Here is a 26,656-nt window from a genome sequence, read left to right as displayed (position 1 = left end):
GGCCGTCCGGTGGGGCGGGCCGGTCAGATCTGCTCGAACGGGATCGGCCGCGCGCCGAGTTCGTCGGGTTCGGTAGACTCGTACAGCTCGAACCAGGTCGACTTGCCCTCGCCGCGCGGATCGACGCCCCAGTTGTCCGCCAGCATCTCCATCAGGACCAGTCCGCGTCCGCTGGACGCCATCTCGCCGGGGCGCCGCTTGTGCGGGAGTTCGTCGCTGCCGTCCGCGACCTCGACCCGCAGCCGCCGCTCGCCCCGCTCGCCGGTCACCTCCGCCACCATCAGCGCGTCGCCGTCCGTGTGGACCAGCACGTTGGTGGCCATCTCGGAGAGCATCAGCACCGCCGAGTCGACCTGTTCCGCGTCCGCCCAGTCGTGCAGCAGCTCGCGCAGCAGCTGCCGGGCGACGGAGATCCGTTCCGGTTCGGCCTGCGCGATGGTGACGGCGGCCCGGCGCGGCGGGGTCTTCGCCAGGGTGGCGGGGGTGTCCCGGCGGAGCAGCACCAGCGCGATGTCGTCCTCGTGCCGTTCGGCGAGAGGGCCCGTCGTGTAGTGCGAGGTGGGGCCGTGGACCGCCTCCACGAGTGCCTCGGCGAGGGTCTCGGGATCGGCTCCGGGGGTCTCCATGACCGGGCGCAGCCGGTCCCAGCCGGTCATGAGGTCGTGGCCGCCGGTCTCGATGAGCCCGTCGGTGCAGAGCATGATCGTCTCGCCGGGCTCCAGCACCACCTGTGTCGTCGGGTAGTCGGCGTCGGTCTCGATGCCCAGGGGCAGCCCGCCCCCCGTCTGCCGGATGACGGCGGTGCCGTCGGCGCTGATCACCACGGGGTCGGGGTGGCCGGCCCGGGCGATGTCGAGGGTGCCGTCGGCCGGGTCGACCTCGGCGTACAGGCAGGTCGCGAAGCGCGGGGCACTGGATTCGTTGCCGTCGCCGTCGTACTCGTACGCCTTGGTCAGGCCGGACAGGAAGCGGGAAGCCCGGGCGAGCACCGCGTCCGGGCGGTGCCCCTCGGAGGCGTACGCGCGCAGGGCGATGCGGAGCTGCCCCATCAGCCCGGCGGCGCGCACGTCGTGGCCCTGGACGTCCCCGATGACGAGCGCGACCCGGCCGTTGGGCAGCGGAATCATGTCGTACCAGTCGCCGCCGACCTGGAGGCCGCCGCCGGTGGGGATGTAGCGGGCCGCCACCGTGATGCCGGGAACGCTGACCCCCAGGGACGGCATCATCGCCCGCTGGAGCCCCAGCGAGAGCTCCCGCTCGGTCTCGGCCTCCCCGGCGCGGGCGAGGGCCTGGGCGAGCATCCTGGCGACGGTGGTGAGGACGGCCCGCTCGTCGGGGGAGAACCTCACCGGCTGGTGGAAGCCGGCCATCCAGGCGCCCATGGTGTGCCCGGAGACCACCAGCGGCAGGAACGCCCACGACCGCCGGCCGAAATTGCGGGCGAGCGGCCAGGTGAGCGGGAAACGACGGGCGTACTCCTCGGGCGTGGACATGTAGATCGCCCGGCCGCTTCGGGCGACCTCGGCGGCGGGGTAATCGGTCTGGAGGGGCATGTCGGCGAAGGGTTCCTCGTCGCCGTCGTTGTGGCCGTGGTGGCCGACGACGGTCAGCCGGTCCCCCTCGATGCCGAAGACCGCCAGCCCGTCCGGCGAGAAGCCCGGCATCGAGAGCGATCCGGCCACCCTCAGCACTTCTTCCGTCGACCGGGCCTCCGCCAGAGCCCTCCCGGCGTCGAGCAGGAACGCCTCGCGGGAGCGTCTCCAGTCGCCGGTGACGGGGGTCTGCACGGACGTGCCGGGGATGGGCTCCGCGACCTCCTGGAGCGTGCCGTGGAGGACGACCTGCTCCACGGTCTTGCCCTCGGGCACGTGGGGCCGGGACCGCGTCCGTACCGTACGGACCACCCTGCCCCGCTCGTCGACGACCCGGAGCCGGGACTCCGCGAGGGTGTCCTCGGCGACCGCGAGGCCGACGACGCCGCGGACCTCGTTCCAGTCGGCCGGGTGGTAGCAGGCTCGTACGGTGGCCTCCCGGTACGTCCCGCCCCCGGGCAGACCGAGGAGACGGGCGGCCTCCGCGTCGATCACGACCGTCCCGTCCGCGGTGTCCCAGCGCCAGAGCCCCGTCTCGATGGCCGCCAGGATGTCCTCGGTACGCATTGCCCCACTTTAGGAAGGTGTGTTCCCGGGACGCCACCGTTGACCGCCGCCGCGGGGGCCTGACCGACGTGGCGAGGTCCGTCCCCCGGGTGCCCGGCGGGCCTCCCGAGGCCGCGCGACGGCTCCGGATGATCTTGAAGTGCTTATGGCAATGAAGTGGCCGGGCTCCGGGCGGTAGCCTGGGGTGGCTCACAGACCCCAACCGCGAAGACTGGATGAACGACGATGCATCGGTACAGGTCCCACACCTGCGGCGAGCTCCGCGCCTCTGACGTCGGCACCGACGTCCGGCTGAGCGGCTGGCTGCACAATCGCCGAGACCTGGGCGGCATCCTCTTCATCGATCTCCGCGACCACTACGGCTTGGTCCAGCTCGTCGCCCGTCCCGGCACCCCGGGGAACGAGGCGCTCTCGAAGCTGACCAAGGAGACCGTCGTCCGGATCGACGGCAAGGTCTCCGCGCGCGGTGCCGAGAACGTGAACCCGGAGCTCCCGACCGGTGAGATCGAGATCGAGGTCACCGAGGTCGAGGTGCTCGGCGAGGCGGCCCCGCTGCCCTTCACGATCAACACCGAGGACGGTGTGAACGAGGAGCGCCGCCTGGAGTACCGCTTCCTCGACCTGCGCCGCGAGCGCATGCACCGCAACATCATGCTGCGCTCGGCCGTGATCGCCTCCATCCGCTCGAAGATGGTGGCCCTCGGCTTCAACGAGATGGCAACCCCGATCCTCACCGCGACCTCCCCCGAGGGCGCCCGTGACTTCGTCGTGCCGTCGCGACTCAACCCCGGCAAGTTCTACGCGCTGCCGCAGGCCCCGCAGCAGTTCAAGCAGCTGCTGATGATCTCCGGCTTCGACCGCTACTTCCAGATCGCGCCCTGTTTCCGCGACGAGGACGCCCGTGCCGACCGTTCGCCGGGCGAGTTCTACCAGCTCGACGTCGAGATGTCGTTCGTCGAGCAGGAGGACGTCTTCCAGCCGATCGAGAAGCTGATGACCGAGCTCTTCACCGAATTCGGCAACGGCCGCGAGGTCACCTCGCCGTTCCCGCGCATCCCGTTCCGCGAGTCGATGCTGAAGTACGGCAACGACAAGCCCGACCTCCGCGCCAAGCTGGAGCTCGTCGACATCTCGGACGTCTTCGCCGACTCCGGGTTCAAGGCGTTCGCCGGCAAGCACGTCCGCGCGCTGCCCGTCCCGGACACCGCCGGTCAGTCCCGCAAGTTCTTCGACGGCCTCGGCGAGTACGCCGTCGAGCACGGCGCCAAGGGCCTTGCCTGGGTCCGCGTCGGCGAGGACGGCACGCTGGCCGGTCCGATCGCCAAGTTCCTCACCGAGGACGACGTCAAGACGCTCACCGACCGTCTCTCGCTCGTCCCGGGCCACGCGATCTTCTTCGGCGCCGGCGAGTTCGACGAGGTCTCCAAGATCATGTCGGCCGTCCGCGTCGAGACGGCCAAGCGCTCCGGTCACTTCGAGGAGGGCGTCTTCCGGTTCTGCTGGATCGTCGACTTCCCGATGTACGAGAAGGACGAGGAGACGGGCAAGATCGACTTCTCGCACAACCCCTTCTCGATGCCCCAGGGCGGCCTGGAGGACCTGGAGACGAAGGACCCGCTGGACATCCTCGCCTGGCAGTACGACATCGTCTGCAACGGCATCGAGCTGTCCTCCGGCGCGATCCGCAACCACGAGCCCGAGCTGATGCTCAAGGCCTTCGAGATCGCCGGCTACGACCGCGAGACCGTGGAGCAGGAGTTCGCGGGCATGCTGCGCGCCTTCCGCCTCGGCGCCCCGCCGCACGGTGGCATCGCCCCGGGTGTCGACCGCATCGTGATGCTGCTCGCCGACGAGCCGAACATCCGCGAGACGATCGCCTTCCCGCTCAACGGCAACGCCCAGGACCTGATGATGGGTGCCCCGACCGTGCTGGACGAGGCCCGTCTGCGCGAGCTGAACATCCAGCTCCGCAAGCCGGCCGCCGTGTCGAAGGGCGAGGCCGCCAAGGCCGAGACCGCCGCCGCGGAGAAGACCGAGAAGTAGCGTGACGGGGTAGCCGCCGCCTCAGGCGTCACGCGCCCGCCGTCCGCCACGTTTCACGTGAAACAGCCCCCGATCGACCGGTCGGGGGCTGTTCCGTCGTTCCGGGGCGTCGTAGCCCCCTGCTCGCCGGCCGCCGTGGTAACGCGTGGACGGGTGTACCGCCGGATGGCCCCCGCCCGGATTCGCGAGGGCCGGGCGCGGCGAAGAGTGGCTTCTGAGAGGCCGTCAGTCAGAACCACTCAGGAGCCCGCCCCGTGTCCGTCTCCCCCTGTCCGCGTGTCTCCCCCCGTCCGTCCACTCCCCCCGTATTCCGCCGGGGCGTCGCCCCGAGCCCGGACGTGCGCCTCCGCCCGGGCACCGTCACCCGCGCTGCGCCACGCCGGCGGCGGTCCCGTCTGCTCGTCGCCACGGTCTTCGCGTTGCTCCTGGTGCTCACCGGCTGCGGCGGCCACACCACTTCGGGAGCCCCGCCGAAGGCGGTGGCCGGAGTCCGGTCGGACGACGAGGGCAGCCGGGGGCCCGCCGGTGCCTCGGCCGCTCCCGCCCCGCCCGCCCCGCCCGTACGGATCCTGGAGATCCCGGGGCTGGGACCCGGGACCCGTGCGCAGATCCCGGTCGACGCCCGGCAGGCGTTCGTCGTGACGGGCCAGGGCGCGGACTCCAACGAGTCCACCGCCGTCCTGTACGCCCGGGACGCCCCGGACCGGAGCTGGACGCCCGTCTTCGAACCCTGGGCCGCCCACAACGGCATGGAGGGATGGACCGACGAGCACTACGCGGGGGACCTCCGGTCCCCCGTCGGCGTGTTCGGCCTCACCGACGCGGGCGGCAAGCTGCCCGACCCGGGCGCGCTGCTCCCCTACGACGAGGAGGAGTACTTCGCGGTGGAGGGAGACGGATTCTTCGGTGAGCCGCTCGCCGGCTCCTTCGACTACGTCGTGGCCATCAACTACAACCGCGTTGAAGGCGTCAGCCCGATCGACCACGAACGCCCGCTCGGCGAGGACCGGGGCGGCGGCATCTGGATCCACGTGGACCACGGCGGGCCGACCCAGGGCTGTGTCTCGGTCTCCGAGGACCGGATGAAGGAGCTGCTGCTCACGCTCGACCCGGAGAAGAAGCCGGTCATCGTGATGGGCGACAAGGCGTCACTGGCCCGCTGACACGTACCCGGGCCCCGACGTGCGCCGCCCGGCGGACGTCAGGACCCGGGTACGCCGGAAGGGCGGGGCCACGGGGGTCCCGCCCTTCCGGTGTGTCCGCTGCGTGCGGCCGGGCCGCGTACGGCCGTGTACCGGCTACGCGGCCGGCTTCTCCTCCAGGCGAGGGAAGAGCACCGCGCCCTTGGTGACCGTGGCGCCGGCGGGCAGCCGGCCCCAGGTGCCCGCGTCCTGGACCCGCTGGTCGGCCAGGGCCCCCAGGGAGGGCTCGGCGCCGAGCGACTCCCACAGCTTCTGCGAGGTCTCGGGCATCACCGGGTTCAGCAGCACCGCGACACCGCGCAGCGCCTCGGACGCCGTGTACAGGATCGTCGCGAGACGGGCCTGCCCCTCGGGGGAGGTGTCCTTGGCGACCTTCCACGGCTCCTGCTCCGTGATGTAGCCGTTGACCTGCTTCACGAAGTCGAAGATCGCCAGGATGCCGGCCTGGAAGTCGAGCTCCTCGCCGATCTTCAGGTCCGACGTGGCGACGGCCTTCGCGAGACCCTCCTGGACCGCTTGCTCGGCGTCACCGGCGGCGGTCGCCTCCGGGAGCGTGCCGCCGAAGTACTTGCCGATCATGGCGGCCACGCGGGAGGCGAGGTTGCCGTAGTCGTTGGCGAGCTCGGAGGTGTAGCGGGCCGAGAAGTCCTCCCACGAGAAGGAGCCGTCGCTGCCGAAGGCGATGGCGCGCAGGAAGTACCAGCGGTACGCGTCCACGCCGAAGTGCGAGGTCAGGTCCTGCGGCTTGATGCCGGTCAGGTTCGACTTCGACATCTTCTCGCCGCCGACCATCAGCCAGCCGTTGGCCGCGACCCGGCCCGGCAGCGGAAGGCCCTGAGCCATCAGCATCGCGGGCCAGATCACCGCGTGGAAACGGAGGATGTCCTTGCCGACCAGGTGGACGTTGGCCGGGAAGGTCGCGTCGAACTTCTCCTGGTTGGCGCCGTAGCCGACCGCCGACGCGTAGTTGAGCAGGGCGTCGACCCACACGTAGATGACGTGCTTCTCGTCCCACGGCACCGGGACACCCCAGTCGAAGGTCGAGCGGGAGATCGAGAGGTCCTGGAGGCCCTGCTTGACGAAGTTGACGACCTCGTTGCGGGCGGACTCCGGCTGGATGAAGCCCGGGTTGGCCTCGTAGAACTCCAGCAGCTTCGGGCCGTACTCGCTCAGCTTGAAGAAGTAGTTCTCCTCCTTGAGGATCTCCACCGGCTTCTTGTGGATCGGGCACAGCGGAGTGCCGTCCTCGGCCTGGATGAGGTCCCCGGGGAGCTTGTACTCCTCGCAGCCCACGCAGTACGGGCCTTCGTACCCGCCCTTGTAGATCTCGTCCTTGTCGTACAAGTCCTGGACGAACTCCTGCACCCGGTCGGTGTGACGCTTCTCCGTGGTGCGGATGAAGTCGTCGTTCGCGATGTTGAGGTGCTCCCAGAGGGGCTTCCACGCCTCTTCGACGAGCTTGTCGCACCAGGCCTGCGGGGTGACGCCGTGCTGATCGGCCGTGCGCATGATCTTCTGACCGTGCTCGTCCGTGCCGGTGAGGTACCACACCTTCTCGCCGCGCTGGCGGTGCCAGCGCGTGAGCACGTCGCCTGCGACGGTCGTGTAGGCGTGGCCCAGGTGAGGAGCGTCGTTGACGTAGTAAATGGGGGTGGAGACGTAGAACGACGTCTCTCCCTGCTTCTCGGATCCAGTGGCCGCCATGGTCAAAATCCTAACGGTCCGCACGGGGTTCCCCCGCCTTCTTATTCCTCTCCCACCGTGGACCGGAGCCTGGTGGGCCCCGGGAGCGGCCGGTTCGTCCGCGGACGCGGACGGCGGGCCCGGTGACCGGGCCCGCCGTGACGTGCGGTGGAGCGGTGGTTCAGGTGCGCGGTGCGCGCGGTGCGTGGGTACTCTGCGGCTGCCGGGGTCAGCCGGCGGAGCCGCCCGACCGGGCCGCGATCCAGGCGGGGAGCCCGGCGAGGATCTCCCGGTAGAACGTGGCGTCCGGGATCGTGGCGGGCGCCGGGCCGGCGTGGAAGAAGCCGGCGTGCTCGGCGTCCAGCTTCCGCAGGAAGTCGAAGCCCTTCGCGTCGTGGTCGCCGAACGCGACGAACTGGAAGAAGAGCGGCAGCCGCGCGGCCTCGGTCAGTGCCTGCTTGGCCGCGACCTTGGCGTCCGGCGGGCCGTCCGTCTGGAAGACGACCAGCGCGGGGCCGGTGGCGCCGGACTTCTCGTAGTGGGAGACGACCTCTTCGACGGCCCGGTGGTAGTGGGTCCGCCCCAGGCGTCCCAGACCGGCGTTCAGCGCGTCGATACGGCCCTCGTGGCCTTCGAGCGCGACCGTTCCGGTGCCGTCGATGTCGGTGGAGAAGAAGACCACGTCGACCGAGGCGCCTTCGTCCAGGTGCGCGGCGAGGGCCAGCGTGCGGTCGCCCAGGTGCTGTGCGCTGCCGTCCCTGTAGAACGGCCGCATCGAGCCCGAGCGGTCGAGTACCAGATAGACGGAGGCCCGCAGTCCGGTCAGCCCCTCGGCCTTCAGCGCGGCCTGAGCGGACTTGTACGGGGCGACCAGCCCGGGGGCACGCGACTTCACCCGGGCGAGCGAGGTGGCGGACTTGGCGGTGGTGGCCGGGGTGGCCTCCGGGACTGTCGCAGGTTCCGGGGTGGCGGGGGCAGCCTGGGCTTCCACTGCCGCCTCGGGCGCGACCGCGGGTTCCGGGACGGCCGGGGCCGCTGCCTCGGGGGCGGGCGTTTCGGCGGCCGGTTCGGGCTCGTAGTCGATGATGATCGCGTCGAGGGCGGCCTCGGCGGCCTTCTCCGCACCCTCGGCTTTGGCGGCCTTGGCTGCCTCGGGGGTCTCGGCTGCCTCGGGGGTCTCCGCCTTCGGGGCGTCGGCGCTCCCGTTCGGCGCCGGTGCTGCTTCGGGCTCGGGCTCGGGGTCCATGTCGATGGTGATGGCGGCGGCGAGGATCTCCGGCTCGATGACCGCGGCGTCCGCGCTCTCGGTCTCGGCGACCGGCTTTGACTCGGCGACCGGCGCGGGCTCGGTCTCGGCCTCCGGCTCGGCAGCCGGCTTCACCTCGGCCGCCGGTGTCGGCTCGGCCGCCGGTGTCGGCTCGGCTTCCGCTTCGGCGGCCGGCACGGTCTCGGGCGCGGGCTTCGTCTCTGACGCGGGCTTGGGGCCCGTGTTCTGGGCGGGGACCGTCGGCGTCGCGGTGGCGGACGGCTGGTCGAAGGCGGCGGCCACCAGCTCGGCCGCGTGGCCCTTGTCCGGCCGGTCTTCCCCGTTCGTAGCGGCCGACCCGCTCGTACCCGCGTCCGAGGAGGAGCGCGAGGCGGAGGAGAGAGGGGATGCGGCGGGCGCGGGAACGGTCACCTTGGGTTCGGCAGCGGGAACGCTCTCCTGGACCGCGTCCGATTCCGGCTCCGTCGATCGGGCGCGCTCACCCTGAGGAGGAACGGTGGCCGTGGTCGGCTCGTCCTGCTCCCGGCCGAACACCTTGCGCAGCAAGCTCCGAATGCCCATGGGCGAGGCCTTTCGCGTGAGTTGGGTGCGGGATATGTCCGACCCGTGGAAAATCATCCCTGGCCAGGACGGATACGTAAGGTTAGCGGCCGGATCAGGCCGTTCGGCTGTCCGGCCCGCACGCGGGTGAACCGACGCGCAACCGTTTCCTAAGGGCTGTCCCGCGATTCCTGGCGGGTGCGCGACGACAGCTACGGCACCTCGCCGCGTTGTCGGAACGTCCCGCTACATCCAGTATGCGGACGCTCCTCCGCCTTGCGACGCACCGCATCTGACGCCGTGCACCGATCCACCACGAATTGCGGGACAACCCTTGGTGAGAACCCAAGAGTTCGGCGGGCAGGCGGACTTCGCCACAGGTTCATGGACTTGTTCCTCAACACCCGGACGGACGTACCTCGTCACGGTGCGCACACGTCCCGGGTCTGCCGGGACGCCCGGTGGTCCGTTCCGGCAGCGGTCTTCGCGCGTCGGGCTCCCCCGTTACAGTCGGACCATGGTTTCGGTTTCCGGTGAGGCTCCGCAGACGGCAGGAAGTGTCCGGGTCGATGTGTGGATCTGGTCGGTCCGGTTGACGAAGACCCGGGCGCAGGCGGCCGCCGCCTGTCGTGCCGGGCACGTCAAGGTCGCGGGGGAACGTGCGAAGCCCGCGCAGTCCGTGCGGATCGGTGACGAGGTGCGGCTGCGGCACGAGGGCCGGGACCGGATCGTCACCGTGTCGAAGATCGTGAAGAAGCGCGTCGGTGCACCGGTGGCGGTGGAGTGCTTCGTCGACAGCAGCCCGCCCCCGCCGCCGCGTGAACTGGCGCTCCAGGTTCCCGTCCGTGACCGGGGTACCGGTCGGCCGACCAAGCGCGACCGCCGCGAGATGGACCGGTTGCACGGTGGCCGGGACGCCGGTCCGCACTGAACACGGTCTCTTCCCTCCGCCGGTGGAGCGGGCCGTGGCCCTTGTTCACTCTCCGTGTTTCACGTGAAACAGCCTCAAGGCTGCGGTGAGGCGATGGCTCGGGCTGCCGCGACTTCTCGGCAGAGCGGGCCGAGCACGCTCTCCTCCACGCCGGAGAGGTCGGCCCGCACCCCCACCAGGGTTTCGCTGGAGCGGATTCCGGCGGCCAGCTCCCGCAACTGGCCCTCGATCATGATGGCTTCGCCGGGTACGGGTGGCGGGGCGCCGTGATTCAGCCGTACCCGGGCCGCTGTTGCGGCGTCGACGATGCGCTCGACCGCCACGACCAGCGGCCACCAGGCCGCCGCGCGCGTGCCCATGGGCGGCGGTTCGGTGAGGGCGCGCTGGAACTCGGAGCGCACGGCCGACAGGTCGCGGTAGAGCCGCCGGCGCGCGCGGACCCGCTCGGCCCGGTCGTGCTCGCTGGTGAAGTCGAAGGCGTAGGCGACGTAGTCGGCGATGTCCTCCACCGCGTCCGCGAGCCGGTCGCCGACGCGGGTGTGCCAGCTCTCCGGCCAGAGCAGATAGCCGGCCACCAGCACGATCGCGCAGCCGAGCAGGCTGTCGAGGAAGCGCGGCGGGACCAGGTCGAGGCCTTGGTGGTTGAGGAGGTCGGAGAGCAGCAGGATGGGCGGCGTGACGGCCGCGGTCTGGAACGCGTACCCCTTCGCCGTCAGCGCCGGGATCAGCGCGGCCAGCACCACCATCGCCGGGACGAACCACCAGCCGGCCGGTACTTCGGCCAGTACGGGAGCGGCGACGACCAGCCCGGCGGTGGTGCCCACGGCCCGGAGTACGGCGCGGGAGAACACGGAGCCGTAGTCCGGCTTGAGGACGAAGGTGACGGTCAGCGCGACCCAGTAGGAGCGCTCCACCGGGATGAGCGAGGTGAGCGCCTGGGCCAGCCCGATGCACAGGGCGAGGCGCAGCCCGTAGCGCCAGGACGCTTCGGAGAGCAGTACGGACCTCAGTGACCGGCGGATCCGGACGCGCAGGGCGGCGGGCCGGCCGAGCCGGTCGTCCACGTTGTAGGGGTCGGGGTCCGCCCGGTGCACGACGGTCGCGGTATGGCGCAGCGCGCTGTCCACGGCGTGGGTGGCGGGCGAAACGGGCGCGGGAAGTTCGGGTTCGGGGCGTCCGGTGCGGCCCCGTTCGATGTCGTCCGCCAGTGCGCGTACGGCTGCCGGGACGGCGTCGGGCAGGGGGCGGCCCTCGCCGTGGGCGGCGGGTGCCGCTTCGACGAGCGGGATCACGACGTTGAGCTGGGAGAGCGTCCGCACCATGGCGGGGCTGCGGCCGTGGTAGCGGGCCCGGCGGGCGAGGATCAGGTCGTAGGAGGTGTTGAGGCTCTCGGTGACGTCCTGGCGGTGCAGTTCGTACGCGGGGGTTCCGGCGGCCTGCAGCAGGGCGGCGACCGAGCGGTAGGTGCGGGCGACCGCGGCGCGTTCGGGGAGCCTGCGGCGGAAGGGCCACGAGAGAAGGGCGAGCGCCAGCACCACCAGTCCGCCGAACGCGAGCAGCAGCGGGGCGACCCACCAGGGGTCGGGCATCGGGAGACCGGCGCCGATCACGGAGTTGAGGAGGAGAAGCAGGCCGGAGACGGATGCCACGGCGCCGATCGTCGACATCATCCCGGAGACCAGTGCGAGGGCGGTCAGCACGCCCACTGCGGCCCAGCCGGTTCCGTACACGAGTGAGCCGAGGGTGACACCGAGGGCGCCGAAGAGCTGCGGCACGGCGATGTTGAAGATGCGCATCCGGTAGGCGTCGGCGGTGTCGCCGATGACACCGGAGAGCGCCCCCATGGACACGAGGGCGCCGTAGGAGGGGCGGTCGGCGGCGAAGCCGACGGCGAGCGGTGCGGCCATGGCGACGGAGGCGCGGAGCACGGCCGCCCAGGGGATCGGTGTGGGCTGTGGGCGGAGCCCGTTCAGAAGCCAGGGCGGCGGTGTCACGCGTCGCTTTCCGGTGCTGGTGACGGCGTCGGCCGTGGCCACTGCTCACTCTCCTCAGGGACCCTGTGGGTGCTGGCCGGGCGGCTCAGCTCTGGTACCCCTCCACTTCGTCGGCCGGGCGTACTCGGGCCTTTGAGGGGTCTTCGCCGTACTCGCTGAGCGCGCGGCGCTGCCGCAACAGGTCCCAGCACTGATCGAGTTGGACCTCCACCGTACGCAACCTGATCTTCTCCTCCGCGGTCAGGCCGAGGGCGCCGGAGGACCGGTCGCGCAGGGACCGCTCCTCGGCGACGAGTTCGTCGATGTTCGCGAGGATGTCGTTGTCGGGCACGGGGGTTCCTTCCGGGCGGGGCGAGTGGGAGCGAGCCGGGCGGGGGCGCTGGAGCGGGGGCGGGCTACCGGTGGTGGTGTCCGGCGCCGCTGGGTCCCAGGGCGAAGACCGTCTTGCCCCGGGCGCCGCCCGCGCGGTTCTGCGCGAGCGCCTCGGGTGCCTTCTCCAGGGGCAGTTCGATGTCGATGGGGACGACGAACGCCCCACTGGTCACGGCCGCCGCGAGGGCGTCGAGCAGGAGGGCGGACGGGGCGAGCCGGAAGTCGACGGGGGGCGGGCCGCCGTGCTGCGCAGGGTTTCCGGGGCCGTCGGTGGCGCCACGGGTGGTGAGGACGACTCCGCCCTCCCGGACGAGCGCGGCGTGCGCAGCGAAGGCCTGCGGGGTTTCGGAGACGAGGTCGGCGAGGGCGTTCACCCCGTGGGGGTACAGCTCCCGTACGGCGGCGAGGAGCGATTCCGGTCCGGCCGAGACGTCCAGGGTGCGGGTGGCCCCGAGGATGGCCATCCTGCGGCGTTCGTCGCCGCGTACGGCGGCGAGCACGTGGACGCCCCGGGCGGAGGCGAGCTGGGTGAGGTAGCTGCCGATGCCGCCCGCCGCTCCGACGATCAGCAGGGACTCGCCCTCACCTGCACCGGTGGCGGCCAGGATCTGGCACGCGGCCGTCCCGGCTGTCGGCAGCGCGGCGGCGGCCTTGAGGGACAGTCCGGTCGGGACCGGGGCGATCGGCGAGTCCTGGTGCACCGATACGTAATCGGCGTAGGCGCCCCCGCCGGGCAGGGGGTGGGCGACCCGGCCGAACACCGGGTCACCCACCCGGAAACGGCTGGGGCCGCGGCCGATCATGTCCACCCGGCCGGCGAAGTCCACCCCGAGCACGTGCGGGAAGCCCCGGGAGGACGAGCGGGCCGCCGGATCGTCGGCGCGCTGCCAGTCGCCCGGGTTGAGGGCCGCGTACTCGACGCGTACCCGCACCTCGCCCGGTGCCGGATCGGGCTTGGGGAGTTCGACGAGCTCGGCCTCCGAGGGGAACGCGGTGACGGCGACGGCACGCATACGGCAACCTCCCAGTCACCCCCGGCGATCAGGCTCCCACTCTCGCCCGGCCCGTTCCGTGCCGCACGTCGGGGGCGCCCCGGCCGGTGCGTGGACCGGGGCGGCCGGGCCGTCTCCGCGTCACCGCGGACGGCGCGGGGTCAGCAGGTACCGGGCGGTGAGGCCGGCCACCAGCAGCACCGCGCCCACCCCCAGGAGCCACCAGAACGTGGTGCGCAGCGAGGCGGTCAGCGCGTCGGAGATCGCCGCCGCACCGTCCCGGTCGCTGTCCGGCACCGCGTCCAGCACCTCGGAGCGGCCCACCGCCATCAGGACCCGCAGCACGACCGCGCCCAGGACGAGTCCGCCGCCCGCGACGGCGGTGGCGAAGAGACCGGCGCGGCGGCCGCCCCGGACCGTGGCCAGCCCCACCACCAGCACGAGGAGGACCAGGGTGGCCACGGCCGGCCAGACGCTGGCGTACCGCAGCCATCCGAACGCCTCGCGCACGTGGTCGGCGCGGTCCCCGGAGAGGACGGTGAGTTCGGTGTGCTCGACGGGGATCTGGTCGGCGAACGGCACCCCGTTGTTCTCCAGCTCCTTCTTCACCTGCTCGATCACCGGGGCCAGGTCGATGGTCACCGCCTCGCCGGAGTCCCCGTCGAGAGCGGCCGTGATCGACTCGTGGGCGGTGCGGTTCGCCGCGTCCCACGCCGAACGGAACGCGTCCGTCGTGGTGAACGACAGCACGCCCTGGTGCAGGAAGTCCCGCATCGCGTCCTGAAGCGCGCCCAGGTCGATCTGCTTCATCGCCTCGTCGGTGATGAGGTCGGCGACGGTCTCGCGCACCGCGGGGTCCGAGGAGAGCGGGGAGACGGCCGCCACGTACCGGTCGGTGTCGTCGATCTCCAGGTCGACCCAGGCGGAGAGCGCGCTCAGCGGCACCAGGACGGCGAGCAGGACGAGCAGCACGGCCGACAGGGTCGCGACGAGAGAGGTCCGCATCCCCTCAGGGAATCCCGGCGGCCGGTCCCGCGCCCCGGGCCGTCGTCCATTCGAGTTGCCGGGTGGCGCGGCCGGGTGTGCGCTGGAGTCAAAAGGGGGCGACGGAAGGAGCTCTCCGCCATGGCCACACACGCAGCCATGCCCGCCGGGTCGAGGACCGGGGCACCGCGTGCCCGGACGCCGGCCCATCACCACACCGCGATGTCCTGGGCGGTGCCCGTGCTCCTGGGCGTCATCTACGGCTTCTACGCCGCGTTCATCCGGCGCGACGGCGGCCCGAGCACGGGCGGACAGGTGGCACTGGGCTTCGCCGCCGGTGTCGCGTTCGCCGTGCTCTGTTTCGCCCTGGCCCGGTTCCAGTACGTGATCCCGCGCGAGGCGCGGGCGGCGGCTTACGGGGCGCTGACGGCGTCCGCGATCGGGTTCCTGGTGAGTCTGACCGACACCAGTGTGCTGCGCTCGACCATCCTCGGTCTGGTGGTCGGCGTCCCGGTGGGTCTCGCCATGTACTACTTCTTCTACTCGCGGGAGGACTGGCCGGAGGAGAGGACCACCGACCGCACCACCGGCGGGACGATCTACCGGGCCACCGACAGAACCGCCCACCGCATCACCGACAGGCCCTCCACCGAGCCGAGTGCGGGCCGGCGCCGAATCGGCCGCCGGAACGACCGGACCGGTGAGGGCCTCGGCTGACTGTCCATGAGGGACGGCCCCGGTGAGAGGGGCCTTCCCGGTGAGGGCCGGGTACGCGGGGCGTCACGTCCGGAGCGCGACGGCGGCCATGAGGGCGGCCCCCTGCGGGACCGCCCTCGCCTCGTGTCTCGGCTTCTCGTCGCCGTCCGCCGGCTCTCAGTCGCGTACGACGGTCACCGGGCAGGGTGCGTTCTGGGTGACGTGGAGGCTGACCGAGCCCAGCAGGGTCGCCTTGAATCCGCTGTAGCCCCGTGCGCCGACCACCAGCAAGTTCGCGCCCTGCGCCCGGTCGATGAGGTTCTGGGCCGGGTTGCCGATCACCACGACCTTGCTGACCCCCGCCGCGCGCTCCGCGCCGAGCGCCTCTTCCAGGGCCTCCGTGAGGGAGACGGTCGCCAGGGCCTGCGGGTCGAAGTCCTCCGGCATGCCCGGCATCATCGAAGCCCAGCTGGTGGCGGGGTACTCCCAGCTGTTGACGGCTTCGACGGTGTCGCCGGTCAGCTCGCCCTGGCGGACTGCCCAGTGCAGTGCCTTGATCGACGATGCCGAGCCGTCCACGCCTACGACGATCCTGCCCATGTTCTGCCTCCCGCTCGGTCCGATGTCCGGTCCACACTCTCAGCAGACCGGACATTTGGGATGTCAGGGCTGGGTGCCCGCGTGTGCGTGTCCGTGCGACGCGTCCCCGAGGGGAGTGCCCGGATCAGTCGAGCCGCAGGTCGGCGAGCTGCTGCGCGAACGGCACGATCGCGTCGAGCCCGTCGTCCAGCCCCAGCGACCGGGAAGCCCCGGAGACGGTACGGCCCAGGACGGCCGAGGCCAGTTCGCCGCCGGCCCGCCGGATGCGGGACGGCAGGCCGTCCGTGTACGCGTCGCCGGACGAGCCCCAGTCCTCCGACGCCGCGTACACCGACGTCGGTACGGTCACGGCCCGCAGGTAGGCGAAGAGCGGTCGCATGGCGTGTTCCAGGACGAGCGAGTGCCGGGCCGAGCCGCCGGTCGCGGCGATCACGACCGGCTTCCCGGTCAGTGCGGTGTTCTCGATCAGGTCGAAGAACGACTTGAAGAGACCGCTGTACGAGGCGCTGAACACGGGGGTCACCGCGATCAGCCCGTCCGCCTCGGCCACCGCGTCGACGGCTTCCCGCAGGTCGGCCGGGGGGAAGCCGGTGACCAGGTTCTTCGCGATGTCGACGGCCAGGTCGCGCAGCTCGATCACGCGTACCTCGACCTGGCGGTCCTGCCCGGTCTCCAGCTGCTCCCGGGCGGCGGACGCCAGCCGGTCGGCCAGCATCCGGGTCGAGGACGGCTGACTCAGCCCGGCCGACACGGCGACGATCCGGAGCGGGGTGGTGGTGAAGCCGGTGGGGCCGGCGGGTGCTGTCATGACGGTCAGACCTCCTTCGAGGCGGTGCGGGCGGCGGTGACGGCCGGGTGGACGGGGGCGTCCGGGACACCTGCGGGGCGCAGGGCGGCGAACTCCTTGCGGAGCACGGGGACCACTTCTTCGCCGAGGATGTCGAGCTGCTCCAGGACCGTCTTGAGCGGGAGCCCGGCGTGGTCCATCAGGAACAGCTGGCGCTGGTAGTCGCCGACGGTGTCACGGAAGGAAAGGGTGCGCTCGATGACCTCCTGCGGGGAGCCGACGGTCAGCGGCGTCTCGCGGGTGAAGTCCTCCAGCGTCGGGCCGTGGCCGTAGACCGGGGCGTTGTCGAAGTACGGGCGGAACTGCTTGACGGCGTCCTGGGAGTTCTTGGCCATGAACACCTGGCCGCCCAGTCCCACGATGGCCTGGTCGGGGGTGCCGTGGCCGTAGTGGGCGTACCGCTGCCGGTAGAGCTCGACCATCTTCTTGGTGTGGGACATCGGCCAGAAGATGTTGTTGTGGAAGAACCCGTCGCCGTAGTACGCGGCCTGTTCGGCGATCTCGGGGGAGCGGATCGAGCCGTGCCAGACGAACGGCGGCACGCCGTCGAGCGGGCGCGGGGTGGCGGTGAAGGACTGCAGCGGAGTGCGGAACTTCCCCTCCCAGTCCACGACGTCCTCGCGCCACAGCTTGTGCAGCAGGGCGTAGTTCTCGATGGCGAGCGGGATGCCCTGGCGGATGTCCTTGCCGAACCACGGGTAGACCGGGCCGGTGTTGCCGCGGCCCATCATCAGATCGATGCGGCCGTCCGCGAGGTGCTGGAGGGTGGCGTAGTCCTCGGCGATCTTCACCGGGTCGTTCGTCGTGATCAGCGTGGTGGAGGTCGAGAGGATGAGCTTCTCGGTGCGGGCTGCGATGTAGGCGAGCGTCGTGGTCGGCGACGACGGGACGAACGGAGGGTTGTGGTGCTCGCCGGTCGCGAAGACGTCCAGGCCGACTTCCTCGGCCTTCTGCGCGATGGCCAGGGTCGCCTTGATCCGCTCGTTCTCGGACGGAGTCCGGCCGGTCGTCGGATCGGTGGTGACGTCCCCGACGGTGAAGATCCCGAACTGCATGGCGCCCGCCTCCTGTGCTCTGTCGCTTCAATGTTGTTGAAGCTTGAACTAACTGGTCCCACCCTACAACGGGGACCCATCCCTGGCTATTCCGTCCGCGCACGACCTGTCGCCCGTGAGGGAACCCTCCTGGACCGTGCCGGCTGCCGGCGGGCGGAACCGGGCGCCGCCGGGCCCGTGGCCGGAGGACCGGAACCGCGGGCGGTGACCCGTTCCCGAGGTGGCGGGCCGCCCTTTTCCCGGGGCGCGCGAAGGGGCGCGCGTTACACTCGGCCCATGACCTCCGTACCGTGCCGGAACTGGTGGCGCTCCTCCTAGGAGCGGCACCCCTTCTGCACGGAACCAGGGCCGTTCGACATGGACGGCCCTTCTCTGTTCCCGCGGTACGGCGCCCGCAGCGCGTACGGCGTGTGCGGCAGGGACACGGATCAGCTCCACCGGCGGGCCGTCCTCCACGCAGTCGCACCTCGCGAGGAGAGATCCCATGACCACCGTTCCGCCGCTCACGAGCCCGCTCCCGGGCTCCGGCACGTCCGCCGCCTCCCCGCTTCCCCCGTCCGCCGTGGCCGGCGCGCTCCGGCGCGGTGCCGAACTGGAGCGGGAGATCGCCGCCGCTCCCGACCGCTTCCGCGTGGTGACCGGGGACCGGCCGACCGGCCCCCTCCACCTCGGGCACTACTTCGGCACCCTCCACAACCGGGTCCGGCTCCAAGACCTGGGTGTGGAGGTCTTCGTGCTGATCCCCGACTACCAGGCACTGACCGACCGGGACGTGGTCGACCGGCTCGCCGGGACGATGGAGGGGCTGCTGCTCGACTACCTCGCCATCGGTATCGACCCCTCGCGTTCGACGATCTTCAACCACAGCGCCGTGCCCGCCCTGAACCAGCTGCTGCTGCCCTTCCTGAGCCTGGTGTCGGTGGCCGAACTGGGCCGCAATCCCACCGTCAAGGACGAGATCGCCCACTCCCGCCAGGCCTCGGTGAGCGGCCTGATGTACACGTATCCCGTCCACCAGGCCGCCGACATCCTCTTCTGCAAGGGCAACCTCGTCCCGGTGGGCCAGGACCAGTTGCCGCACCTGGAGCTCACCCGGACCATCGCCCGCCGCTTCGGCGAGCGGTACGCGCCGGTCTTCCCGCAGCCCGACGCCCTGCTCTCCGCCGCCCCGCTCCTGCTCGGCACGGACGGCGGGAAGATGAGCAAGAGCCGCGGCAACGCCATCGCCCTCGGCGCGACCGCCGACGAGACCGCCCGGCTGATCAAGGGGGCGAAGACCGACGCCGACCGGAACGTCTCCTACGACCCCGAGAGCCGCCCCGCCGTCTCCAACCTCGTGCTGCTCGCCGCGCTCTGCCGGGACCTCGACCCCCACGACATCGCCGAGGAGATCGGCGGCGGCGGGGCGGCGATGCTCAAGCGGACCGTGACGGAGGCCGTCAACACCCGGCTCGCGCCCATCCGGGCCCGGCGCGCGGAGTACGCGCGGGACATGGGGTACGTGCGGTCCGTGCTGCGGGCCGGGAACGCGCGCGCCAACGAGATCGCCGAACGCACCCTGGAGGAGGTGCGGGAGGCGATGGGCACGCTGCGGTAGCCCCGCCGCGCGGTTCGTGGGCTATCGGCGGGACAGGGCGGGGCGGCGGGCCAGCGTGATGATCTCGCGGCTCGTCGCCGTGACCGGGGTGCGGTCCCAGTCCCCGTACCGGCCTTCCACGAGGAAGCCCGCCTCGGCGAGGAAACCGTCCAGCGGAGCCTCGTCGAGGAAGCGCAGCCGTGCGTGGTCCGTGCGGAGCACGGTGGCGTCGGGCCCGGCGCTCGCGGTGGTGCTCGTGAAGGCCACCACGCCGTCCTCCGCCGACTCGACCTCGTGCCAGACGCGGAGCCTGCGCCTCGACGGGTCCTCCACGGTGGAGGCGTGTTCCGGAGTCCAGCTCTGCCAGGCACGGGCGCGAGGGTGGCGGGTCTCGAAGGCGAACAGCCCGCCGGGGCGCAGCGCGGCGTGGATCGCGTCCAGGGAAGCCCGCAGCGCGTCGTCGGTCACCAGGCACTGGAACGCGTGGCTCACCATCGTGACCAGCTCGAAGCCGGACGGGCCGCCCTGCGGGCCGGGCCCGCGCACGTGGCCCCGGTCCGCGTCGGCCGCCGTGCCCTCGATCCATTCGATGTCGGTGCGGCGCCGGGCCCGGGCCAGCGCGGCCCTGTCCGGTTCGAGTCCGACGAGACGGCCGGTGTGTCCCTGCTCCCGGGCCCGGACGAGCATCGCACCAGTGCCGCAGCCCACGTCCAGGACGGAGTCCGCGTTGCCGACCAGCGCCTCGTAGAAGGCGTCGGCGGGCCAGGCTCCGGGGTCCCAGGGACTCACCACGTCGTACAGGGCTGCGGCGTCCGCGTCCGAGAACATCGGCGCAGTTTGGCACGCCACGGGTCGGCCCCACCGGGAGTGGGGCCTGTTCCCGTCTCCGTTCCGCCGCTCCCGGATCACTTCTCGAGGAAGTCCAGCAGGTCCTTGTTGAACTTCTCCTTGTCGCCCGGCACCAGTGCGATGCCGTGCGAGCCGCCCTCGTAGACCTTCAGCGTGGCGTCCTTCACCAGCTTCGCCGTCTTGCGGCCGGTGGCGTCGATCGGGACGACCTGGTCGTCGTCGCCGTGCACGACGAGGGTGGGGACGTCGAACTTCTTCAGGTCCTCGTGGAAGTCCGTCGAGGCGAAGGCGTCGACGCAGGCGACCGCCCCCTCGATGGTCTCGGCCATGGCCATGTACCAGAACGCGTCCTTGTTGCCCTGGGTGGCCTTGGTGCCCTCTCGGTTGGCGGAGTGGAACCCCACCGCGGTGTCCTTCCAGAACTGTGAGCGTTCCGTCAGGATGCCCTTCTTGATGTCGTCGAAGACGCTCTGCGGGACGCCCTCCGGGTTGTCCGGCCCCTGGAGCATCAGGGGCGGGATCGCCGAGAGCAGGACGGTGGACCTGATCCGACCGGTGCCGTGCCGGCCGATGTACCGGGCCAGTTCGCCACCTCCCATGGAGTGCGCGACGAGGGTGACGTCCCGCAGATCGAGCTGGGTGATCAGGTCGTCGAGGTCGTCGGCGAAGGTGTCGAAGTCGTAGCCGTCCCACACCGGGGTGGACCGGCCGTGGCCCCGGCGGTCGTGGGCGATGCCGCGGTAGCCGGCATCCGCGACGGCCTTGAGCTGGTCCTGCCAGGCGTCGCCGTTCAGCGGCCAGCCGTGGATGAAGACGACGGGCCGTCCCTTGCCCCAGTCCTTGTAGAAGATCTCGACTCCGTCGCGCGTGGTGCAGACGGGCATGAACTTCCCCTCTCCTGCGATGTGCGTACGGGGACAACACGGCCCATTACCGCATGACGGAACAATCGACGGGGAGCGTTTCTGGGCCGAACGGGTGAGGGGCGCGGCCTGGGGGCGCGTCCGTCCGGGTGTGCCCATGTTTCACGTGAAACGGGACAGCTCCCGGATTCGAGTCCCGTCTCCCACCGGTGTTCAGCGCCGTCCGGCCCCTGAGCGCTGGCGGCGGAGCAGCTCGGCCAGACCGCGCCGGGTCGCGGCGATCACCACCCGGTCCTCGGCGTTGAGCACGTACCCGGGCGGGAGGTCCCAGATCAGCCCGGAGGTGCGCTGCTGCCGTCTTCCGGTGTCGTAAGGGGGTGCGGCGGCCAGATCGGGTACCCGGTCACCGAGCGGGGTGGTGTCCAGGGCCAGCACCCGCCAGGCGCCGGCCCGGAACGCCTGCGCGACGGTGTGGCCTTCCAGCTGCGGATGTCCGCCCACCACCAGGGCGGCGAAGAGCATGACCTTCCGCTCGACCGGAACGGCTCCGAGGATCTGCCGGCCCATCATCGCCACGGCGAAGGAGGGGGCGGCCAGGTGGGTAACCGACCGGGAGCGGGTGGTGGCCTGCGGGTGGGCGGTGCGCAGGGTGCGGTAGACGACGGTCGCGAAGTCGTCGTCGTAGAGACGGAGCGCCACCCGCAGGTCGGGCTTGATCGACCGGGCGTAGAGCGTCGCTTCGAGGTTGGTCGTGTCCCGGCTGGTCAGGGCGAGCAGTGCACGGGCCCGGCCGATCTTGGCCGCTTCCAGCACGCCTTCCTGGGTGACGTCGCCGATGACGGTCGGTACGTGCAGGGAGCGGGCCACCGGGATGCCCCGGGCGTTCGGGTCCTCCTCCACGACGACCACGGGGATACCGAGTTCGCGGAGGCGTACGAGGACCCGGGTGCCGATCTTGCCCAGGCCGAGCAGGACCACATGACCGGAGAGGCCGCGTGGCGGACGACGCAGCGAGGAGGCTGTACGCAGGGTGCCGAAGGCCTCCAGCACCGCCGCGATCAGCAGGGGCAGCAGCAGGAGCCCGGCCACCCCCGACAGCAGCTGGATGATCTTGCGCGCGGAGGGGGCCGTGTCCTCCGCCGGGTCTCCCATGGCGACGAGGTCGAGCAGGGTCAGGTACACGGAGTGCGCTGCGCTGTCACCGGTCGTCCGTACCGAGGCCACCGCCAGGCAGACGACCGCTGCCGCGACCCCCAGCGCCGACCAGCGCAGCCGCCGCGAGAACACCTGGCTCAGTGGGGCGCCCCTGCCGCCGATCCGGACGGCGGGCCGGTCCGGGACCGACCGGCTGACGGCCTCCAGGACGACGGTGCCGCGCCCCGTCGCCGCCGCCACCGACCGCTCGTCGGGCAGCAGCCGCGGCCCTTCGTCGCCGCTGCTGTCGGAGCCTTCGGCGCCGGCCGGGTCGACGGTGGTGGACGAGAGGAGCGCGAGGGTGCAGAGTCCCGGGTCGGCGTGTTCGCCGGGGCCGGGCGGGGTGCGTTCGACTGCTCGCAGCAGCACTCCCTCGGCCTGGACGACCTTGCTGCTGCCTGTCAGTGCGGTGGCGGCGAGGGCCGGGGCGACCGTGTCGGCGTCGGAGAGGACCGTGGTGCTCGCGTCCAGCGCGGCCGGGTCGAGCCCGGGTATCGCGACGGCCGCGGCCTGGTCGAGCAGTGTCTCCAGGTGGAGGCCGAGCTTGCGGTTGTAGAGCCGGATCACCAGGCGCAGCCGGGGGTTGAGGCGCCGGGCGGTGAGCGCGGCCCGGATATTGCGTTCGTCGTCCTCGTAGACCAGGGCGAGGGCGGCGGCACGGCCGACACCCGCCTCCTCCAGAGCGTCGTCCGAGGGCTCGGCCGCCTCCAGGATGAGTACGGGCTCCACCCCGGCGTTGGTGTCGCTGTCGCCCGACCCGACGCCGTCCAGGGGCGCGGAACCGGCACCGTTGCGGCTCATCGCCGCGGACATCCGGCCGAACAGGGCGGAGGCACGCGCCCGTTGGTTCATCGGGAGGTCGGGCTGTGCGGAGTCCGGACCGGGCGGGAGGATCAGGGTGACGCGTTCTCCGTAGACGTAACGCAGTTCCACCGCGAGTCGTCGGGCGAGTGCGTCGTCGCCGCACACCACCATGTGGCCGGATACCGGCGGACGTTGGGGGCGCTGCGGCTGCTGGGGTAGAGGGGACACGAAACCCAGCATGCCGTGCTCCTGTCGGGTCGGTGCGGGACTCGGCGATCCGGACGCGGAGCATGGCCCTGTGGGAGCGGGGAGGAGCGTGGGGCGGCGCGGGCTCGCGTGCGGCGGCGGTGGGGAGCGGGCGGACGGTCCGCGGACGGGGAGGGGAGCGGGGAACCCGGTACCGAGCCCCGTAGTGGGACCCGGTCGCCGGGCCGTTCCCCCGTCCATCCCCCCGTTGTCGCACCTGGTCGTTCCCCCGTGCGGTGCGTACGGATCGTGTCATCCGGAAGGGTCCCGGCGCACTGCCGGAAACCGGCAGCCCTGGAGCGGCGGACTTGCCGGGCGGCGGCAGGGACGGTTGTGGGTTACATATATGTACGGAAACGAGGGAGGGGGAGGGCTGATGGCGGAGTCGCGCATACCCGTCGAGGTGCTGGGGAACTACGTCCGCGTGCTGGAGGAGGTGGCCGGGACAGGGAGGCGGTTGACCCACAAGGAGCTGGAGGAGCACCGCGACCTGGGCCGGGAAGCGGCGGAATCCGGGCTCCGGCTGCGCGAGTTGATCGCCCTCCACCTCGCTCAGACCCGCGCGCACTGGCCGCGCACGGCGGCCCGGGGCGGTATGGGCGCGACCGACGCGGTGCTGCATGCCGTGGAGCAGGCCGTGGACGTCTTCGCCGAGGGATTCGAGGGGGCGCAGCGGCTGACGGTACGTCGTGAGGAGGCGGCCCGGCGCGAGTTCATCGACGACCTGCTCTACGGGCGCAGCGACCTCGGCCGTCTCGCGGAGCGGTCCACCCGGTTCGGCCTGCACCTCTCGCGGGCGCACGCGGTCGCCGTGGCCGTGGGCCCGGCGGCGTACACCGAGACGGACGTGGTGCCGCGCAGTGTGGAAGCGGCGATGCTGGCCCGGTTCAGTGGGCGGGAGATCCTGCTGACGACCAAGGACGGCCGTCTGGTCTGCATCGCACCGGGCAACCGGCCGGAAGTGCTGCTCCACTTCGCCCAGCAGTCCCGCTCGGCGACCGGTGGCGGCCAGGTCGCCATCGGCCGTTCGCACCACGGACCGGGAGGTGTCGTCCAGTCCTACGACGAGGCTCTGGAGGCCCACGAACTCGCCCGGCGGATGGCGCTCGACGATCCGGTGCTGCACGCGGCCGACCTGCTGGTCTATCCCGTACTGACCCGGGACCGTCAGGCCATGGCGGACCTGGTGCGCAGCCGGCTGGGGCCGCTCCAGAAGGCCAGGGGCGGTGCCGAACCGCTGCTGCGGACCCTCTCGGCGTACTTCGACTCGGGGTGCGTGGCGGCGGAGACCGCCCGCCGTCTGTCGCTGAGCGTACGGGCGCTGACGTACCGGCTGGAGCGCATCCACGAGCTGACCGGCTCCGACCCGTCCGACCCGGTGCACCGCTACACCCTCCAGACGGCGGTCATCGGCGCCCGGCTGCTGGACTGGCCCGCGAAGGAGATCTGAACCCGCACCTCGAAACCCACGCGGTGGTCGGGTGGTGGTGTCCGGCGGGGGAGTGTTCCGCCGGACACCACCCGGACGTCATACCCCGACGTCCCTGCGCCGGAGGTCGTCGAGGGACTCGCGGCGCACGAGCAGCCTCGCGGTGCCTTCCGACACGGCGACCACGGGTGGCCGGCCGACGAGGTTGTACCCGGAAGCCATCGACAGGTGGTACGCCCCCGCCGCCGGGACGGCCAGCAGATCGCCCGGGTGCACGTCGCCGGGGAGTTCGACCGCGTCGGCCAGGACGTCGCCGGCCTCGCAGTGCCGGCCGACCACGGTCATCATCAGCCCGGGTGCGGTCGAGGCCCGTCCGACCATGCGGGGCACGTACCGCACCCCGTACAGCGCCGGGCGCGGGTTGTCGCTCATGCCGCCGTCGACGGCGACGAAGGTGCGGGTACCGGTGCGTTTGACAGCGAGCACCCGGTACACGGCGACGCCCGCCGGGCCGATGACCGCCCGTCCGGGTTCGACGGTCAGCCGGGGTACCGGCAGCATGGCCCGTGCGCAGCCGGCGGCCAGTTCGGCGCGGATGCGCGAGGCGAGCGCGGGGATGTCGAGCGCGGGTTCGCCCGCCCGGTAGGCGATCCCGTGCCCGCCGCCCATGTCCAGTTCGGGCAGCACCACCCCGTGCTTGTCCCGGGTGCGGGCGAGGAGCCCCACCATCCGGCGGAGGGCGGACACGTACGGCGTGATCGAGGTGATCTGCGAGCCGATGTGGCAGTGCAGCCCGACGAGTTCGAGCCCCGGCTGACCGAGGACGCGGTCGATGGCGTGCTGGGCCGATCCGTCCATGAGGGAGAGGCCGAACTTCTGGTCGTCCGTGCCGGTGCGTACCGACGCGTGGCCACCGGCCGAAATGCCGGGCACGACACGGATCATGACGGGCTGGCGGGTGCCGTGCGGCACCAGAGCGGCGAGGCGTGCGATCTCGGAAGTCGAGTCGAGAACGATCCTGCCCACCCCGAGCCGCACGGCGGTGCTCAGGTCTTCCGGACTCTTGGCGTTGCCGTGGAGCACGATCCGGTCGGCGGGGAAGCCCGCGCTGATCGCGAGGAGGAGTTCACCGGCCGAGCAGACGTCGAGCCCGAGCCCCTCCTCCCTGATCCACCGGACGACGGCCCGGCTCAGGAACGCCTTCGCCGCGTAGACGACGTCCGCCTCTTCGGGCGGGAAGGCGGCCCGGTAGGTCCGGCAGCGGTCGCGGACCTCGTGTTCGTCGAGCACGTACAGCGGGGTGCCGAAACGGTCGGCGGCCTCGGTCAGGGAGACCCCGCCCACGGTCATGTCGCCGTGCGGGCCGGGGCGGGTGGAGGCGGGCCAGACGTCCTGCGGATACGCCTGCCACACCGGGGAGGCGCACGGGGCGAGGGCCGAGGGCCCGGTCGGGGAGGTGGCCGGGGCGCGGACTTCCCCGGCCGGGTCGTGGGACCCGGCCGGGGCGGGGGCGCCGGAGGGGCTTGGGGACCCGGCCGGCGCGGGGGTGGGGACGGGGGCGAGCGGGGTGGTGGTCATGGTGCGGTCCCTTCAGCGTCCGTGGCGGACGAGCGCGCAGGCGTCGGGGACGGCCGGCGCGGGAGCGGCCGACGTGGTCGCGGCGGGTTGCGCGTGGGCGGCCCGCGCGGCGGTGTGCGGCACCGAGGGGTGCGGATCGGCGGCGCGCGGCGCGGAGAGCTGCGGGTCGACGGTGAGGGTACGGACGCCGAGCGGCGCGGCGAGGGCGCGCAGGGCGGGTTCGCTGAGGCGAAGCCACCGCTGTCCGGCGCCCAGGGTGGCGACGAGCCGCTTCTGAGAGGTGAACGCGACGGCGGTGCGCGCGCCGAGCGGGGTGCGGAAGAACAGCGCCCGGACGCTCGACGGGCAGCGGGCGGAACCCGACCGGACGGGTACGAACAGGGGCCCGGCCGGAACGGATGCGAGTGGAGGTCCGGCCGGGACGGGTTCGAGGGGGTCGGGGTCCTGCAGCGCGCTTTCCATGGTGCCCTCCAAGCGTCGGCACGGATCGCGGACGCGACCCGGCGGTTCGTCTTCGACGCTAAGTCCGCGGGCAGGAGGTGGCGCGGGTGGACGCCGGGCCCTGACGGGTACTTGACGCCGGACCGGGGTCACGTTGACGCGACCCTGACGCGGGGTGCCTCTTCAGCGTCTTCCGGAGCGTTCCGGGGGCCCTTTCCGGAGCCTTCCGGAGCGTTCCGGGGGCCGTTCCCGGAGCCTTCCCGGGCTCTTCCGGGGCTCTTCCCGGGCAGTGGAACGCGCGACCCCGGGCG

Annotated in this window: 20 protein-coding genes and 1 pseudogene; 6 read left to right on the top strand and 15 right to left on the bottom strand. The window is 72.0% G+C overall.

Annotation, left to right across the window (positions count from 1 at the left end; translation table 11 throughout):
- Nucleotides 1–23: 23 nt before the first annotated feature.
- A complete protein-coding gene (locus tag ACFWEP_RS08735) occupies nt 24–2,159 on the bottom strand; it encodes a SpoIIE family protein phosphatase (protein ID WP_387367740.1) in 2,136 nt (711 codons plus the stop codon).
- 225 nt (nt 2,160–2,384) lie between these two features.
- Here ACFWEP_RS08735 and aspS point away from each other — a divergent pair, with 225 nt between their 5' ends.
- Nucleotides 2,385–4,202, top strand: a complete 1,818-nt coding sequence (aspS, locus tag ACFWEP_RS08730; RefSeq protein WP_387367737.1) for an aspartate--tRNA ligase — start codon at nt 2,385–2,387, stop codon at nt 4,200–4,202.
- A gap of 338 nt (nt 4,203–4,540) precedes the next feature.
- Entirely contained in the window at nt 4,541–5,365 is an 825-nt protein-coding gene (locus ACFWEP_RS08725; RefSeq protein WP_387367734.1) for a L,D-transpeptidase family protein, read from the top strand.
- Nucleotides 5,366–5,500: 135 nt separating this feature from the next.
- Here the strand turns inward: ACFWEP_RS08725 and metG are convergent, their stop codons facing one another.
- Entirely contained in the window at nt 5,501–7,108 is a 1,608-nt protein-coding gene (metG, locus tag ACFWEP_RS08720; protein WP_387367731.1) for a methionine--tRNA ligase, read from the bottom strand.
- 208 nt (nt 7,109–7,316) lie between these two features.
- Entirely contained in the window at nt 7,317–8,915 is a 1,599-nt protein-coding gene (locus ACFWEP_RS08715; RefSeq protein WP_387367728.1) for a VWA domain-containing protein, read from the bottom strand.
- Between the two features lie 496 nt (nt 8,916–9,411).
- Between ACFWEP_RS08715 and ACFWEP_RS08710 the strand changes: the two genes are divergently transcribed.
- Nucleotides 9,412–9,825: an RNA-binding S4 domain-containing protein gene (locus ACFWEP_RS08710; RefSeq protein WP_387367725.1), complete on the top strand. Its 414-nt coding sequence runs from the start codon at nt 9,412–9,414 to the stop codon at nt 9,823–9,825.
- 74 nt (nt 9,826–9,899) lie between these two features.
- On the opposite strand, the gene ACFWEP_RS08705 is transcribed toward ACFWEP_RS08710, so the two are convergent.
- The 4 genes from ACFWEP_RS08705 to ACFWEP_RS08690 form a co-directional block, all read right to left on the bottom strand.
- Nucleotides 9,900–11,819 (bottom strand): FUSC family protein, encoded by a 1,920-nt coding sequence (locus ACFWEP_RS08705; protein ID WP_387367756.1) that lies wholly within the window; start codon nt 11,817–11,819, stop codon nt 9,900–9,902.
- 85 nt (nt 11,820–11,904) lie between these two features.
- On the bottom strand, nt 11,905–12,150 hold the full coding sequence (locus ACFWEP_RS08700; RefSeq protein WP_387367723.1) for a DUF2630 family protein: 246 nt from the start codon (nt 12,148–12,150) through the stop codon (nt 11,905–11,907).
- 64 nt (nt 12,151–12,214) lie between these two features.
- Complete coding sequence (locus ACFWEP_RS08695) at nt 12,215–13,204, bottom strand: NADP-dependent oxidoreductase (protein WP_387367720.1); 990 nt, start codon at nt 13,202–13,204, stop codon at nt 12,215–12,217.
- A gap of 120 nt (nt 13,205–13,324) precedes the next feature.
- Nucleotides 13,325–14,188 carry a hypothetical protein gene (locus tag ACFWEP_RS08690; protein ID WP_387367717.1) on the bottom strand — a complete coding sequence of 288 codons (864 nt, stop codon included), beginning with the start codon at nt 14,186–14,188 and terminating at the stop codon, nt 13,325–13,327.
- Nucleotides 14,189–14,308: 120 nt separating this feature from the next.
- Here ACFWEP_RS08690 and ACFWEP_RS08685 point away from each other — a divergent pair.
- Nucleotides 14,309–14,719: pseudogene (locus ACFWEP_RS08685) on the top strand (hypothetical protein); the annotation flags it as partial.
- A gap of 321 nt (nt 14,720–15,040) precedes the next feature.
- On the opposite strand, the gene ACFWEP_RS08680 reads toward ACFWEP_RS08685, so the two are convergent.
- The 3 genes from ACFWEP_RS08680 to ACFWEP_RS08670 all read right to left on the bottom strand — a co-directional run bounded on the left by ACFWEP_RS08680 (nt 15,041) and on the right by ACFWEP_RS08670 (nt 17,365).
- Nucleotides 15,041–15,463, bottom strand: a complete 423-nt coding sequence (locus tag ACFWEP_RS08680; protein WP_387367714.1) for a universal stress protein — start codon at nt 15,461–15,463, stop codon at nt 15,041–15,043.
- A 124-nt stretch (nt 15,464–15,587) separates the two neighbouring features.
- Nucleotides 15,588–16,271 (bottom strand): FMN reductase, encoded by a 684-nt coding sequence (locus ACFWEP_RS08675; RefSeq protein WP_387367711.1) that lies wholly within the window; start codon nt 16,269–16,271, stop codon nt 15,588–15,590.
- A 5-nt stretch (nt 16,272–16,276) separates the two neighbouring features.
- On the bottom strand, nt 16,277–17,365 hold the full coding sequence (locus tag ACFWEP_RS08670; protein WP_387367708.1) for an LLM class flavin-dependent oxidoreductase: 1,089 nt from the start codon (nt 17,363–17,365) through the stop codon (nt 16,277–16,279).
- A gap of 484 nt (nt 17,366–17,849) precedes the next feature.
- On the opposite strand from ACFWEP_RS08670, the gene trpS reads away from it, so the two are divergent.
- Nucleotides 17,850–18,962, top strand: a complete 1,113-nt coding sequence (gene trpS / locus ACFWEP_RS08665) for a tryptophan--tRNA ligase (protein ID WP_387367705.1) — start codon at nt 17,850–17,852, stop codon at nt 18,960–18,962.
- Between the two features lie 21 nt (nt 18,963–18,983).
- Here the strand turns inward: trpS and ACFWEP_RS08660 are convergent, their stop codons facing one another.
- The 3 genes from ACFWEP_RS08660 to ACFWEP_RS08650 form a co-directional block, all read right to left on the bottom strand.
- Nucleotides 18,984–19,769, bottom strand: coding sequence for a class I SAM-dependent methyltransferase (locus ACFWEP_RS08660; RefSeq protein ID WP_387367702.1), 786 nt, complete (start codon nt 19,767–19,769; stop codon nt 18,984–18,986).
- Nucleotides 19,770–19,846: 77 nt separating this feature from the next.
- On the bottom strand, nt 19,847–20,674 hold the full coding sequence (locus tag ACFWEP_RS08655; RefSeq protein ID WP_387367699.1) for an alpha/beta fold hydrolase: 828 nt from the start codon (nt 20,672–20,674) through the stop codon (nt 19,847–19,849).
- 192 nt (nt 20,675–20,866) lie between these two features.
- The gene (locus tag ACFWEP_RS08650; protein WP_387367696.1) at nt 20,867–22,891 is read right to left on the bottom strand and encodes an NAD-binding protein; all 2,025 of its coding nucleotides are present in this window, start codon (nt 22,889–22,891) and stop codon (nt 20,867–20,869) included.
- A gap of 382 nt (nt 22,892–23,273) precedes the next feature.
- On the opposite strand from ACFWEP_RS08650, the gene ACFWEP_RS08645 reads away from it, so the two are divergent.
- Entirely contained in the window at nt 23,274–24,347 is a 1,074-nt protein-coding gene (locus ACFWEP_RS08645) for a PucR family transcriptional regulator (RefSeq protein ID WP_387367693.1), read from the top strand.
- Between the two features lie 78 nt (nt 24,348–24,425).
- Here ACFWEP_RS08645 and lysA read toward each other — a convergent pair whose 3' ends face one another.
- Together lysA and ACFWEP_RS08635 are read right to left on the bottom strand one after the other, a co-directional pair.
- Complete coding sequence (lysA, locus tag ACFWEP_RS08640; protein WP_387367690.1) at nt 24,426–25,904, bottom strand: diaminopimelate decarboxylase; 1,479 nt, start codon at nt 25,902–25,904, stop codon at nt 24,426–24,428.
- Between the two features lie 12 nt (nt 25,905–25,916).
- The gene (locus ACFWEP_RS08635) at nt 25,917–26,366 is read right to left on the bottom strand and encodes an SAV_915 family protein (protein ID WP_387367687.1); all 450 of its coding nucleotides are present in this window, start codon (nt 26,364–26,366) and stop codon (nt 25,917–25,919) included.
- Nucleotides 26,367–26,656: the final 290 nt, after the last annotated feature.

This window comes from Streptomyces sp. NPDC060198 (assembly GCF_042728415.1).
In the GTDB taxonomy this organism is placed as follows: Bacteria; Actinomycetota; Actinomycetes; order Streptomycetales; family Streptomycetaceae; genus Streptomyces.
Note: the sequence above shows the minus strand (reverse complement) of the source record. Positions and strands in the feature narration are given on the sequence as shown.